The 13,496-nt window shown below is 44.9% G+C and carries 11 protein-coding genes; 4 read left to right on the top strand and 7 right to left on the bottom strand.

The window, feature by feature from the left end; translation table 11 throughout:
• Positions 1-159: 159 nt before the first annotated feature.
• From L1D55_RS19230 to L1D55_RS19220, 3 genes are read left to right on the top strand one after another with little or no spacing between them, the layout of a single operon-like run.
• Complete coding sequence (locus L1D55_RS19230; RefSeq protein ID WP_086713765.1) at positions 160-1,134, top strand: ester cyclase; 975 nt, start codon at positions 160-162, stop codon at positions 1,132-1,134.
• Between the two features lie 17 nt (positions 1,135-1,151).
• A complete protein-coding gene (locus tag L1D55_RS19225; RefSeq protein ID WP_239918497.1) occupies positions 1,152-2,147 on the top strand; it encodes an ester cyclase in 996 nt (331 codons plus the stop codon).
• Positions 2,140-3,873: a sodium/solute symporter gene (locus tag L1D55_RS19220; protein WP_239918496.1), complete on the top strand. Its 1,734-nt coding sequence runs from the start codon at positions 2,140-2,142 to the stop codon at positions 3,871-3,873. Before L1D55_RS19225 ends, L1D55_RS19220 begins: the two co-directional genes overlap by 8 nt.
• A gap of 144 nt (positions 3,874-4,017) precedes the next feature.
• On the opposite strand, the gene L1D55_RS19215 is transcribed toward L1D55_RS19220, so the two are convergent.
• The 6 genes from L1D55_RS19215 to bla form a co-directional block, all read right to left on the bottom strand.
• Positions 4,018-4,557 (bottom strand): RNA-binding S4 domain-containing protein, encoded by a 540-nt coding sequence (locus L1D55_RS19215; RefSeq protein ID WP_239918495.1) that lies wholly within the window; start codon positions 4,555-4,557, stop codon positions 4,018-4,020.
• A gap of 126 nt (positions 4,558-4,683) precedes the next feature.
• Entirely contained in the window at positions 4,684-6,303 is a 1,620-nt protein-coding gene (yejF, locus tag L1D55_RS19210; RefSeq protein WP_239918494.1) for a microcin C ABC transporter ATP-binding protein YejF, read from the bottom strand.
• A 9-nt stretch (positions 6,304-6,312) separates the two neighbouring features.
• Entirely contained in the window at positions 6,313-7,335 is a 1,023-nt protein-coding gene (locus L1D55_RS19205) for an ABC transporter permease (protein WP_008217114.1), read from the bottom strand.
• A 32-nt stretch (positions 7,336-7,367) separates the two neighbouring features.
• On the bottom strand, positions 7,368-8,456 hold the full coding sequence (locus L1D55_RS19200) for a microcin C ABC transporter permease YejB (RefSeq protein ID WP_061031098.1): 1,089 nt from the start codon (positions 8,454-8,456) through the stop codon (positions 7,368-7,370).
• A gap of 12 nt (positions 8,457-8,468) precedes the next feature.
• On the bottom strand, positions 8,469-10,364 hold the full coding sequence (locus L1D55_RS19195; RefSeq protein WP_239918493.1) for an extracellular solute-binding protein: 1,896 nt from the start codon (positions 10,362-10,364) through the stop codon (positions 8,469-8,471).
• A 244-nt stretch (positions 10,365-10,608) separates the two neighbouring features.
• Positions 10,609-11,472 (bottom strand): class A beta-lactamase, encoded by an 864-nt coding sequence (gene bla / locus L1D55_RS19190; RefSeq protein WP_239918492.1) that lies wholly within the window; start codon positions 11,470-11,472, stop codon positions 10,609-10,611.
• Positions 11,473-11,664: 192 nt separating this feature from the next.
• Between bla and L1D55_RS19185 the strand changes: the two genes are divergently transcribed.
• Entirely contained in the window at positions 11,665-12,708 is a 1,044-nt protein-coding gene (locus tag L1D55_RS19185; protein WP_239918491.1) for an endonuclease/exonuclease/phosphatase family protein, read from the top strand.
• Between the two features lie 114 nt (positions 12,709-12,822).
• Here L1D55_RS19185 and L1D55_RS19180 read toward each other — a convergent pair whose 3' ends face one another.
• Entirely contained in the window at positions 12,823-13,473 is a 651-nt protein-coding gene (locus tag L1D55_RS19180) for a porin family protein (protein WP_239918490.1), read from the bottom strand.
• Positions 13,474-13,496: the final 23 nt, after the last annotated feature.

The raw sequence follows: 13,496 nt of genomic DNA, 5'->3' as shown, positions 1-13,496 counted from the left end.
GAGAACCGTATTTTGAGAGTTGTTAAAAAACAGATCCAATCCACAACAAAGAAACACATGCAAAACACTTCATTGACATGATGATAACAAAAGGCAATATTGGATACGTAACCAAAAATAATCCAATAACTAATTTTATGACGCATCAGGAGGTGATTAATGGCTATGGTTGGCTTTGATTCTAAATGGCAAGATTTTCCGGATTACATATTAGGCATCACTAAAGAAATTTGGGAAGATCGAGGTCTGAGTACCCTACATAACTATTACTCACCTGACATTATCGTCCGTACACCACTCTCCATCACCAAGGGAAACGAAAAGGTCATCAGCGCGACCATGGGCACACTAGCCGAGTTCCCGAACCGTACCTTATTGGGTGAAGACGTTATTTGGTCAGGGACTCCTGAGCAAGGCATGCTCTCATCACATCGAATCATTTCAACAGCTACTCACACTAATGATGGTGTATTTGGTAAAGCCACGAACAAAACACTTAAGTTTCGAATTATCGCTGACTGCCATGCCATCAATAACCAAATTAATGACGAGTGGATGATCCGAGACATTGCTGCGATTGCAAACCAACTAGGAATGACGTCAGAAGAGTACGCTCGTCAACAAATCGAAATAGAGGGTGGTGTTGAGCAATGCCCCTTCCCTTTCACTCCCCAAGTCGACATTCAAGGCCCTTACCTTGGTGTAGGAAATGACAATGAATACGGTCAGCGCTATGAAGACATACTGCGACGTGTAATGAGTGCTGAGTTCTCGGTAATACCAAAAGAATATGACCGAGCTTGTATTGGCGAATACACGGGCGGTCAAACTGCACTATCTCATAACGAGATCGACCAGTTTTGGATGTCACTGCGCTCTTCATTTCCGAACGCGGAGTTCAAAATTCACCACCGTATTGGTCGCAATGACGAAATGATGTCACCACGTGCGGCTATTCGCTGGTCGCTACAAGGCAAGCATGAAGGCTACGGTATGTTTGGAAAGCCTACAGGAAAAGACGTTTACATCATGGGTATCAGCCATGCAGAGTTTGGGCCTTGGGGCCTACGCAGAGAATTTACTCTACTTGATGAAAGTGCAGTCTGGAAACAGATTCTCATCCAAATCGGTTAACTATATAAGGAAGTATTATGTTGAACAGCTTGATAGAAAATTTCTACAGAACCTATTTTAACGCTCACTCATCCGAACGAACTCAAGTAGCTCAAGAGATGCTAAATGCTGACGTTAAATGGTGTGTCGCTCATCCTATTAACGACGTCTCTAGTGTCAATGCGACTGAGCAAGCGTTTCTATTACCGCTAATAAACTCGCTACCTGATGTTGAACGACGCCCTTCAATCATTATGCAAGGTGAATATGAAGGTCGCACTTGGGTAAACTCTACTGGCTACTTTGTTGGCACATTTGCAAAACCGTTGTTTGGTATCCCAGCAACAGGAAAAACACTCTACTTACGCTACACCGAGATGGTTTGCACCCAAGATGGTCAAATTATTGAGTCCTATCTAATCCCTGATTTTATCGATGCAATGAACCAAGCTGGTGTTAATCCGTTACGTAAGAGCCTAGGCCATGCTGGATTAGTCCCTGCCCCAGCGACTCAAGACGGAATACAGACAGGTAGCATCGCTGCGGAAGAGAGCGAGAAAAGCCAAAAACTAGTGCTAGACATGCTGGCTTGCTTAGGTCGATTTGATGGTAAACGCCTTGATTCAATGGATCTAGAAAACTACTGGCATGACGACTTCATGTGGTACGGACCAGCTGGTATTGGTACGACTCGTGGTATCCAAGGCTTCCGCGACCACCATCAAGGACCATTTGTCTTTGCCTTCCCTGACCGAAGTGTCGATATAGAGCTCAATATTTTGTCCAAAAATGACTACGTATCCACGGGTGGTTGGCCACACATGCACGGTACACATACTGGCACCAGTGGCTGGTTAGGGTTAGCACCGACAGGCAAGCACATCGAGCTTCGCGTAATGGATATCTGGCGACGAGAAGGCGAACTACTCAAGGAGAACTGGGTCGCTATCGATATCGCACACATCTTAAAACAGCTTGGTTACGATCTGTTTGAGCAAATGGAAGAACAATTAAAAGGACGTGAGCATGTATGAGTTTGGCGCTTTAAACTGGACAATTCTCGGTACCTATATCGTCCTGACTTTAGTTATGGGTGCACTGGTTGGTAGACGCGTGACTTCCGCAAACCAATTTGCATTAGGCGATAGAAATATTCCATGGTGGGCCATCGGTATTTCTGTTGTGTGTACCTATGTTAGTGCGATGTCTTTCTTGGGTGGGCCGGCTTGGTCTTACAAAGAAGGCTTGTCGGTGATCGCTATCCACCTAAACTACCCTTTGGTGATTTTCTTTATCGTTGCTGTGTTTATGCCGTTTTTCTACAACAACGGCCTCACTTCGATTTATGAGTATCAAGAACGACGCTTTGGTAAAGCCTCGCGTATCACTCTGTCTCTGATTTTCTTAATTAAACAGGCGATAAGCTCCGCTGCAGTCTTATATGCGACCTCGTTAATCCTCGAGTTCATTACAGGCATCGACGTGACTTACTGCATCATCATTGTCACTGTTATCGCGCTAATCTATACCGTAATGGGGGGAATTGCCGCCGTTATTTGGACAGATGTCATTCAAGCGGTCATTTTGTTTCTTGGCGCGTTCATCATCATCGAAGCCGTTTGGAATGGCATGCCACAACCAATGACTGAAGTGATGCAAAACCTTAAGTCAGACGGCATGACCGATGCGTTGCAAACCAATTTAGATTTAAGCCAAGTGACCACGGTATGGGCTGGCGTTATCGCAATGACAATGTTCCACACGACTGTGTATGGCGGTAACCAAATGATGGTTCAACGCTGTATGGCGGCTAAGAATATGGGTGATGCGAAAAAAGCGATGCTAATGATGGGTTACGTTGCTTTCTTCATCTACTTCGTATTCATTCTGTTAGGCGTATTATTTAACGCTTACTACGATGGTAAAGAGTTCGAAAATGGCAATACCATTATCCTGCACTATGCTAGCGAATATGGTATGCCTGGCCTTATGGGAATCATCGCGGCAGCTATTCTTGCAGCAAGTATGTCGAGCCTAGACTCCGCTTTTAACTCTATGGCTACCGTCTCTGTTACTGACTTCTATAAACGCTTCTACAAGAAAAACGAGTCAGAGGAACATTACCTCAAAGCATCGCGTTTCTTCACGGTTATGTGGGCACTATGTATCATCATTCCAGCCTTCATGTTTGCAACCAGCACAGGCTCAGTTTTAGAAATATTGAGTAAAGCGGGTTCCTATTTTGTAGGTGCAAACTTCTGTATGTTCGTGCTTGGTTTCTACTCCAAACATATTACAGAAAAAGGATTATTAATTGGTGTTGCAGCAAGCTTCTTAGCAATCTGGTATGTAGCAGTAGCGACTGACATCGCTTGGCCTTGGTACTGTGTCATCGGTGTTTTCGTGAATGCGATTGTCGCGTACGCTGCAAGTTTGTTGCTAACTGGCAAACAAAAAGAAATGCATCTTTACACAGTCAAAGGCCAGCAAGCAGAGTATGCGCGCTTGAACAAGCCGATCAAAGAAGATGGTTGGTATGTTGTTCCGGGTAAAATCGATGCACCTTGTTGGGGACTACTCGTTATGTTCGTATTCTCACTCGTTCTACTTTGGGGAATTAACGAGTTCATTGAGAACGCACCAATGTTGATTAACTTTATCCGAGTCTGCTCTGTTATTGTTGCTGCAAGCGTCATTGGTTACATAATTTACTCAATCAAACGCTCTAAGCCATCAAATGAAGTAGAACAAGTCAGCTAAGGTTCTCCTCAAACTCAACCTAGCGACAACAAAAAAGGCTCACTATTACAGTGAGCCTTTTAGTATCTGGCAAACGCTATGTACACATTTAGCGCTGCTAATAAGCTATAAAAGAGTTTCAGACCAGCCGTTTAGAGCTGTTAATTAGAAGAACTCAATCGAATTACGGCCGCTTTTCTCATCACGTTGAGGCTTTGGCCTGTCCGCTTTCTTTTTCGCTTTGTTTTCTTTCTTTTTCTCTTTCTTTGGTTCTGCTTTAGTACTCAACATTTCAGCAGTGCTTTTCTTAGATTCTTTCTTCTTAGAATCCTTTTTATGCTGGCCTTTCTTCGACTTGTTGTCTTTCTTAGCCGCTTCTTTTTTCTTTGGCTTATCTTCTACTTCTTGTACTGGCTGGTCACAGCACACTACATAGTATTCTTGGTTGAATTCGAAGAAGTCACCATCGTACATTTTACGACGCTTACGTGTTTCCAACTCACCGTTTACCGCAACGTAGCCTTCAGAGATGACATGCTTAGCTTCGCCACCGCCACTCACTAGGTTCGCGATCTTGAACACCTTGTAAAGCTCAATCGGCTGAGATGACACATCGACACCAATCGCCTCAATTTCAATCTCTTCGCCTTCTTCGCCGTACTCGTAACCTTCGTAGTCAGCGTCTTCGTAATGTTCTTGGTCCATGGTGACCTCTACCTAAATATGTACTTCTGAAATATTGGGCGCAGTGTAATCGTAAAACCACTAAATGACCATGTTGAATTCAACCTGATCGCCCTTGTTATAAAGAATAGTGCCTCTATTGGCGACTTACACGCCACCCACGTTCGAGAGACTCACCAACTGCTTGGTGTATTCGTGTTGAGGAGCGCTAAACAGCGTCTCGGTGTCTCCCTTCTCTATCACCTCACCCGCTTTCATCACTATGGTGTAATGACACAAGGATTTGACGACATTCAGATCGTGGCTAATGAACAGGTACGTAAGATCGTACTTTTCTTGCAGTGACTTGAGTAAGTCTAAAACCTGAGCTTGCACCGTTCTGTCTAATGAAGAGGTTGGCTCATCGAGTAGGATAAACTCTGGCTTGAGAATCAGTGCTCGTGCAATCGCAATGCGCTGCCTTTGACCACCCGAAAATTCATTTGGATAACGATGGCGAGTTTCTGGATCAAGGTCGACCTCTTTCATCACATCACAGATACGTTGGTCCAGTTCGCTCTCATCAAGCTGCTGATGAATGCGTAAGCCTTCACCAATCACTTGTGCCACCGACATTCTTGGGTTCAACGCTGAGAATGGGTCTTGAAAGACGACTTGCATACGGCTTCGAAATGGCAGCATTTGCTGACGGTTTAGCCCTTGAAGCTGCTCGCTTTCATAAGTGATCGAACCTTCACTCTCCACCAACTTTAATATCGCCATACCTGTGGTCGACTTACCAGAGCCACTCTCACCCACTAAGCCAATTGAGTGCCCTTTATTAAGGGTGAACTCCATATCAGTAACGGCTTTTACATGTGAAATGGTGCGCTTAAATAAGCCGCCCGTAATTGGGAACCAAACACGAAGTTGATTTACGTCGAGTAGCGGTTGGCTGTCGGGTGACACAGGGACAGGCAAACCTTTAGGGTCAGAATTGATTAGCTTTTGCGTGTAAGGGTGAGCTGGCGCATTAAACAATGTCTGGCAGTCGTTGCTTTCCACAAGGCGACCATCCTTCATCACCGCAACTCTATCGGCAATTTTACGAACGATACTCAAGTCATGGGTGATAAACAGCATCGCCATGCCAAGCTCTTGTTGCAGATCTTTCAACAAATCGAGGATCTGGGCTTGTACCGACACGTCCAGTGCAGTCGTTGGTTCATCAGCAATAAGCAGCTCTGGCTCGTTAATCAGTGCCATCGCAATCATCACACGCTGACGCTCACCGCCAGATAACTCATGCGGATAAGCTGAAATTTTTTGCTCTGGATGACGGATGCCGACTTTAGATAGCCACTCTATCGCCAAGGCTTGTGCTTTGTTGGTGCGCATACCGCGATGTATCGCGAGAGTTTCAACCAGCTGCTTGCCGATTCGATGAAGCGGGTTCAATGACACCATAGGTTCTTGGAAGATCATCCCAATACGACCACCACGAATACCACGCAGTTGCCTCTCGGAACAATTCAAGATATCGCTACCAGAGAAGTTAATCGTCCCGTTCAAGTAATGTGACGAGCCTTTAGGCAGTAGCTTTAAGATGGAGTTAGCCGTCACCGACTTACCCGAGCCACTCTCGCCCACCAGCGCCAGTGTTTCACCTTTGTATATTTCGAGCGAAACATCGTGTGTTACCTGCTCAATCGCCTTCTTTCTTCCAAAGCCTACAGATAGTTTGTCTATGGTTAGAACTGGAGAAGTAGGAGCTGTATTTGAAGTCATAACCTATCCTTACTTCTGTTGGTGTGGGTCGAAGGCATCACGTACCGCTTCACCGACGAAGACAAGTAACGTAAGCATCAAAGAAAGTACAACGAATGCGGAAATACCAAGCCAAGGCGCTTGTAAGTTGGCTTTACCTTGCGCCAGAAGCTCACCTAACGAAGGCGAACCCGCAGGAAGACCAAAGCCCAAGAAATCTAACGAAGTCAAAGTGGTCACCGAGCCAGACAAGATAAACGGCATCATGGTTAGCGACGCAACCATAGCGTTTGGCAACATGTGACGAAGCATAATGCGTTTATCATCGACGCCCATCGCTTGCGCGGCGCGTACATAGTCGAAGTTACGACAACGTAAGAACTCGGCGCGAACAATACCCACCAAACTCATCCAACTGAACAGCACCATAATCCCCAGCAACCACCAGAAATTCGGCTCAATAAAACTCGACAAGATAATCAGCAAGAACAAGGTCGGCATTCCGGACCACACCTCGATGAAACGTTGTCCAAACAAGTCAACCCAGCCGCCGTAGTAACCTTGCGTCGCACCAACGACCACGCCAATGACACTCGAGACAATCGTCAGAACAAAACCAAAGAGCACCGAGATACGAAAGCCGTAAATAATCCTCGCCAACACATCTCGCCCTTTGTCATCCGTACCTAACCAGTTCACTGAGTCAGGCTCCGATGGCACCGCGCCTGCAATATCAAAGTTGATAGTGTCGTAACTGAAAGGGATGATCGGCCAAACGATATAGCCACTCTCTTCAATGAGGTCTATTACATACGGGTCTTTATAGTCAGCCTCGGTTTCAAACTCCCCACCGAACTCTGTCTCTGCGTACTCATTAATGACAGGCACAAACCATTGGTTGTCATAAGAAACCAATAATGGCTTATCATTCGCGATGATCTCTGCAAACAGGCTTAAGCCAAACAACAAGGTGAATATCCACAAAGAGATAAAACCACGCTTGTTTGCTTTAAAACGTAACCAACGAGCTTCAGCTAAAGGGTTGCTAAACATTTTTAATCAATACCTTTGTTATTCATTCGCCATTAACGCGCTTCAAAATCAATTCGAGGATCAACCCAGGTATAAGTCAGGTCGGAGATAATGCTCAACACCAAACCCAGTAAGGTCATAATATAGAGAGAACTAAATACCACTGGGTAATCACGTTGAATGGTGGACTCAAAGCCAAGCAAGCCAATGCCTTCGAGTGAAAACATCACTTCAATCAACATAGAACCAGTGAAGAAAATACTAATAAATGCGCTCGGAAATCCGGCAATAATGATCAACATCGCATTACGGAAAACGTGCTTGTAGAGAATACTGTTCTCGTCCAAACCTTTCGCTCGTGCTGTTACTACATATTGCTTGTTGATCTCATCAAGGAAAGAGTTTTTGGTCAGCATGCTAAGCGTGGCAAAACCACCGATAACCATGGCGAAAATAGGCAATGCTAAATGCCAGAAGTAATCACCGATTTGCTGATACCAGTTAAGCTGGTCAAAGTTACTCGACACCAAGCCTCGCAGAGGGAACCAACTAAAGTAGTTACCACTCGCGAATAAGATAATCAGAATGATAGCAAACAAGAAGCCAGGGACCGCATAACCGACAATCACCACCGCGCTCGACCAAATATCAAAACGAGAGCCGTGATGAATCGCCTTCATAATGCCCAGAGGTATCGAAATCACGTAAATGATTAACGTACTCCAAAGCCCCAGAGAAATAGAAACAGGCAAACGCTCGATGATTAAATCGATAACATTACCGCCCTTAAACAGACTTTCACCAAAGTTAAAGGTCGCGTAATTTTTCAACATCTCAAAGTAGCGAACGTGAATCGGCTTATCAAAACCAAACTGCTTTTTGATCTCTTCAACCACTTCCGGATCCAACCCGCGTGAGCCTTTATAGCCACTGGCAGACGCTTGGTCACTCTCGCTCAAATCAACCTCTTGTCCACCACCAGAAAAGCGCTCCATAATACCGGAGTTGTGCCCTTCTAACTGCGCCACAGCCTGTTCTACTGGGCCACCCGGCGCGATCTGAATGATGAAAAAGTTAATCGTGATGATCGCCCACAGCGTGGGGATCACCAACAACAAACGTCGAAATATATACGCAGCCATGCTAACTAACTCCTAGCGACGTTTCTCAGGAAGCAATGCCGCCTTCTCTTCTGAAATCCACCATGTATCGATACCTAAATCGTATTTAGGCAGCACATCCGGACGCTCAAATTTGTCCCACATTGCCACTCGGTATTCACCCACGTGCCATTGAGGAATGTTGTAGAAGTTCCACTGCAACACACGGTCGAGAGAGCGACCTAGCGTAAGGAGCTTTTCTGGGTTCTGTTGGTTGCGTGCGATTTCTTCAGTTAACGCATCAACCACAGGATCCACTACACCCGCTGTATTGTAAGTAGAATCAATGTAGTTAGAGTTCCAAACAATCATTAAGTTCGGGCTTGGATAAGGGTTTGGCGAAAACGATGAAGAGACCATATCGAAATCTCGGTCACGAAGACGCTTGATATATTGCGTGGTATCAACCGTGCGGATCTTCATTTCGATACCCATTCGCTTAAGGTTCTTTTGAACAGGCGTAGCAATACGTTCCGTAGTTGGGCTGTAAATCAACAACTCAAATGACATTGGCTTGCCAGTCTTTTCGTTGGTCATTACTTTGTCTTTTAACAGCCAACCTGCTTCTTTCAGCAGTTTGAATGCCGTGCGCATTTGGCTGCGAATACGACCACTGCCATCGGTGACTGGCGGTTGGTATTCTTCCGTAAACACTCGAGGTGGGATCTGGTCTTTGTACTGAGACAGCAACGCCACTTCGTCTTCACTTGGTAAGCCTTTCGCTTCATAGTCAGTGTTTTGGAAGTAACTACGAGTGCGCTTGTACTGGCCGTAGAACATGTTCTTATTCATCCACTCAAAGTCCATCGCGTATGTTAACGCTTCACGAACTTTAGGATCTGAGAACACTGGAGATTGAATATTGTAGACAAAGCCTTGGGTTGACTCAGGCTTCTCATGGTTGATCTCTTCTTTGACGATATAGCCTTTGTCGAAGTTTGCTCCTGTATAAGAGTTTGCCCAGAACTTGGCTGAGTTCTCTGTTCGAAGGTCGAACTCCCCAGCTTTAAAGGCCTCTAGCATCACAGTGTCATCACGATAGTAATCGTACTGCACTTCCTTGAAGTTATTGCGGCCCACGTTAACGGGTAGACCTGCCGCCCAATAGTTTTCATCAAGGCCGTAAGTAACACTTTGACCCGACTTATAACTGATGATCTTATAAGGACCGCTGCCTACTGGCGGTTCGCTTAGCGGCTCAGAGAGTTTTCTGTCTTTCCAGAAATGCTTCGGTAACACGCGAGTGCTTTGAGCAAAGCTAAACAACTTCTCACGGTTCGGATTATTCATCTCAATACGAACCACCAAATCGGAAACCGCGGTAACGGATTCGATGTCTTTGTAATACACACGGTATTGAGGCACACCTTCTGTCGAAAACTTCATGAAGGTAAACGCCACATCATGGGCCGTAATAGGTTGCCCATCATGGAATTTAGCATTCGGGTTGATATCGATTTCCATCCAAGAGAAATCACTCGCATAACGAACTTTAGAAGCAATCAATGGATAGTAAGCATCAATTTCATCACTCGGTGAAAACATCAAAGTATCGTAAATTTCACCGGAATAACTGGCGGCAACGCCGCGGGAACCGAATCGATTAAAGCTATCGTAGGTACCAATGCTGCCGTAGATCACTTTGCCGAATTTAGGGGCATTCGGGTTAACGTAATCGAAGTGAGTAAAATCGGCTGGGTATTTTGCTTCACCAAAACCAACCAGTTGTGTGGTTTCAATAACGGTGACGGCGGGAGTGGATTCGGTATCGGATGCGTAAGTAACGGAGGGTTGTAGAGCAATAAGCGGCAGCATAACTGCACATGAGGCTAAATTTAACCTGAAAAACTGAGTGCGCTGCGAGGCCTTGCGTCGAAGATCTGTTCCCATTTGACTCTCCCTTCAAATGTCATGAATTCAATATTCAGCTTGATTTGTCGGCTTTGAATGCATGCCGTTAAAACAAGTATAGAATCAAATCTAACATCATGTAATAACTAATAAAACCATCAGCACCATAAGTCTTACGCTTTATTTACAAATTACTCGGGACTGTTCTAAGAAATGTCACGCGCTAGCGCCATGGCTGAACCTGTGGCTAGCGCGTGATTGTGTAGGATTACTGTACTATTAACTACTGCACCAGATACCCGTCAAAGATAAGTTGACCCACTTCGTTAATCACCTTGTCACGTTGTTGGAGAGTGAATTCAGTTTCTTTAAGAGCGACGCTGATGATCAACGGAGCTCGATGTTCATTCCACACGATAGCCGTAATTGCGCGAGAACCATAAGCGCCCGCCCCTGATCTATCCGCAATATTCCAACCACTAGGCAAAATAGAGCGGAACATTCCGTCAGATACTTTATTGCCCATCATCCAACCTTTTAACGTCGATTTGGACGCTTGTGACAACGTATCGCCATACATCAACTCATTCAACGTCATCACAATGCTATTCGGTGTCGTGGTATCACGAGCATCTCCTGGTCGAGCACGATTTAATTCTGGCTCTAAATGGTCAAGACGAGTATTGCTGTCTCCAATTGAACGCAGGAACTGAGTTAAGCCATTGGGCCCATCTATTCCACCTAACACAATATTTACGGCGGTATTGTCGCTCATCGTCATGGTTGCGCCACACGCATCTTTCAGTGAAATACCTTTACCGACCAGATCTTTAGTCACTGGAGACCAAACAATGAGGTCCTCAGACTTAATGCTGACCTTTGAGTCCAAATCTAGCCCTTTATTTTCAGCGTCATAGAGAAGGTTCGCACAAGCCAGAGTTTTAAAGGTGCTCATCATCGGAAATCGCTCATCACCCTTGTAACTCCATGTTTGCTTGGTCGCAGAATCATAGACCGCCACACCAATGCGTGCCGAAACACGAGATTCAATTTGCTCGATCGATTCTGGCTTAAGAGATTGACTCAATGTCGATGTAGAGAAAAAGGCGCTCAACAATACAAGAGCGAGAGAGGTATATTTTTTCATAGTGAAACCATAAGAAAACGATCGATTGATCATGGAGAAAATTAAACTCGACACCTTAACCGCGTCGAATGGAGAGAATCTAAGCAGAAAGTAACAACCTTCGCTAGATCAAGTGAAAATAACTGACTAAACCCGAACAATATCTCCATATTTTAGATATCCTTAAAGGAGTGATTTCAATAGGATTCAACCTTGAACAAACCAAACCAAGTAACATTCTCAACGTTCAACCTTTTGAACTACCTTGAGCCACCGAACGCTTATTATGATTTTGAGAACATCTACAGCTTCGACGAATGGCAGAAGAAACAACATTGGATTGCTGAAGCGATTCGTTCAACAGATTGCGATGTGATCGGCTTCCAAGAGATCTTCAGCCCAGAATCTTTACAGCAACTCATGAAAGAGTTGGGCTATCCGCACTTTGCCGTCGTCGATAACGCACACGTTGAAGATGATTACCTATACACCTCCCCTGTTGTGGGAATTGCTTCACGTTATCCAATTGAAAATGTTCAGCCTGTCACACCGGATTCGAGCCTACTTGCTGCCTTTCACCTTGGTGACAATTTTTCATTCAACCGAACGCCTGTCCACGCGACTATTACTCTGCCTCACTTAGGCGCGACCGATTGTTATGTTGTGCACTTCAAATCGCAACGCCCAACCGAACCCAAAACTGAACCGCTAGAATCCAGTGGCCGCTCAGTAGAGCAAAAACCACAAAGCGATACACTGATTAAACTTCATCAGGAACAACTAGGCTCTTGGCTATCGAGTGTTCAACGCGGCCTAGAAGCTCAACTGCTACACCAATACATTACCAATCAACGCTATCTAAGCGACCAACCCGTTGTGTTGATGGGTGACTTTAACAAGCCCCTATTCAACGATGAATTCAAAGGGCTGTTGAGTTACTCGTTGAATCGAGATGAAACCAGCCAACATTGGCTTTCTCACTTTAGATTGAGAGACAGTTGGGATCTCTATCATCAACTGCATGAAGAAGACTTACTCGAACAACGCAAACCAACCCACTATTACGGTGCTTCAGGTTCTGTTCTGGATTACATATTGATGTCCAACGAGTTTGACTGCCAGAACTCCTCAAGTTTGATGGAAATATCAAACTACACCGTACTCGATCATCATCTGATTAACCCAAGCTTCGAACACGACCAATTCAGTACCGATCATGCTGTCGTTTCCGTCACCGCGCATATCCGCGAGGCCTAAGTTAGACATAGAAAAGCCGCAGTCAAACACTGCGGCTTTTTAGCCTAGCCAAGCGGGTTTAGCCAACCGACGCCCCATTTAGAAATAGACTTGCTTTAGGCAAAACTGAATAGTTTAAAAGGTGTACATCGCGCCTAAGTAGAAAGAGTCCAAAGTTACTGTCTTTTTGTAAGTCTTGTTTGTTCCCAACCTTGTCTCGTTGATTTCAGCATCAAACACATCTGCTTCGTACCCTAAACGCATACTGAAAGCCGGTGCTTTTGGTGGTGTGTACTCTAAGCCTAAGCCCACACGAGCTCCAGTATCTGCATCAGACTTGATCTGAGAAAGGCTGTATCTTCCCTCCTTAGAATCTAAGTCGATGCTAGACAAACCAACCACACCAAAAGGACGTAATCCGTTATCAAACGTGTAACCAAGGTTTGCGCTCAAAGAAATAACCTTTGGTGCCCAACTGAAATTGTAAGAGCGAGCAAAGTTTATTTTCGCGTTGTGTGCAACAACGTCACCGTAATCCGTGTATTGAGCCTCAATAGAAGCAATACGATTAAACTTATAGCCAGCCATAATGCGATAAGCGTTATCTTTCGCTTCAAATGTCGCTGTTTTAGCTGAATTACTTTTTGATACTAAGCCGTCGTCATCAATGTCTGACGAACCAATTGCGCCACCTAGATAAAAGCCGCTATCCAATACCGAAGCTGATGCCGTATGAATTGTAAATGACGACAGAAGCAATACTGCACTTAATATAGATTTATTCATCTTAATGTTACCTTGAGTCTTTA

This window comes from Vibrio sp. Isolate22 (genome assembly GCF_022398115.1).
Taxonomy (GTDB): domain Bacteria; phylum Pseudomonadota; class Gammaproteobacteria; order Enterobacterales; family Vibrionaceae; genus Vibrio.
The sequence above is the reverse complement of the archived record's forward strand: the minus strand, read 5'-3'. Positions and strand labels throughout refer to the sequence as shown.

Excerpts from the sequence above, each read along its gene's own strand:
- L1D55_RS19215 (WP_239918495.1), bottom strand. The coding sequence starts at position 4,557 with ATGGACCAAGAACATTACGAAGACGCTGACTACGAAGGTTACGAGTAC.
- L1D55_RS19200 (WP_061031098.1), bottom strand. The coding sequence starts at position 8,456 with ATGGCTGCGTATATATTTCGACGTTTGTTGTTGGTGATCCCCACGCTG.
- L1D55_RS19195 (WP_239918493.1), bottom strand. The coding sequence starts at position 10,364 with ATGGGAACAGATCTTCGACGCAAGGCCTCGCAGCGCACTCAGTTTTTC.
- L1D55_RS19225 (WP_239918497.1), top strand. The coding sequence starts at position 1,152 with ATGTTGAACAGCTTGATAGAAAATTTCTACAGAACCTATTTTAACGCT.
- yejF (WP_239918494.1), bottom strand. The coding sequence starts at position 6,303 with ATGACTTCAAATACAGCTCCTACTTCTCCAGTTCTAACCATAGACAAA.
- bla (WP_239918492.1), bottom strand. The coding sequence starts at position 11,472 with ATGAAAAAATATACCTCTCTCGCTCTTGTATTGTTGAGCGCCTTTTTC.
- L1D55_RS19220 (WP_239918496.1), top strand. The coding sequence starts at position 2,140 with ATGTATGAGTTTGGCGCTTTAAACTGGACAATTCTCGGTACCTATATC.
- L1D55_RS19230 (WP_086713765.1), top strand. The coding sequence starts at position 160 with ATGGCTATGGTTGGCTTTGATTCTAAATGGCAAGATTTTCCGGATTAC.
- L1D55_RS19205 (WP_008217114.1), bottom strand. The coding sequence starts at position 7,335 with ATGTTTAGCAACCCTTTAGCTGAAGCTCGTTGGTTACGTTTTAAAGCA.
- L1D55_RS19180 (WP_239918490.1), bottom strand. The coding sequence starts at position 13,473 with ATGAATAAATCTATATTAAGTGCAGTATTGCTTCTGTCGTCATTTACA.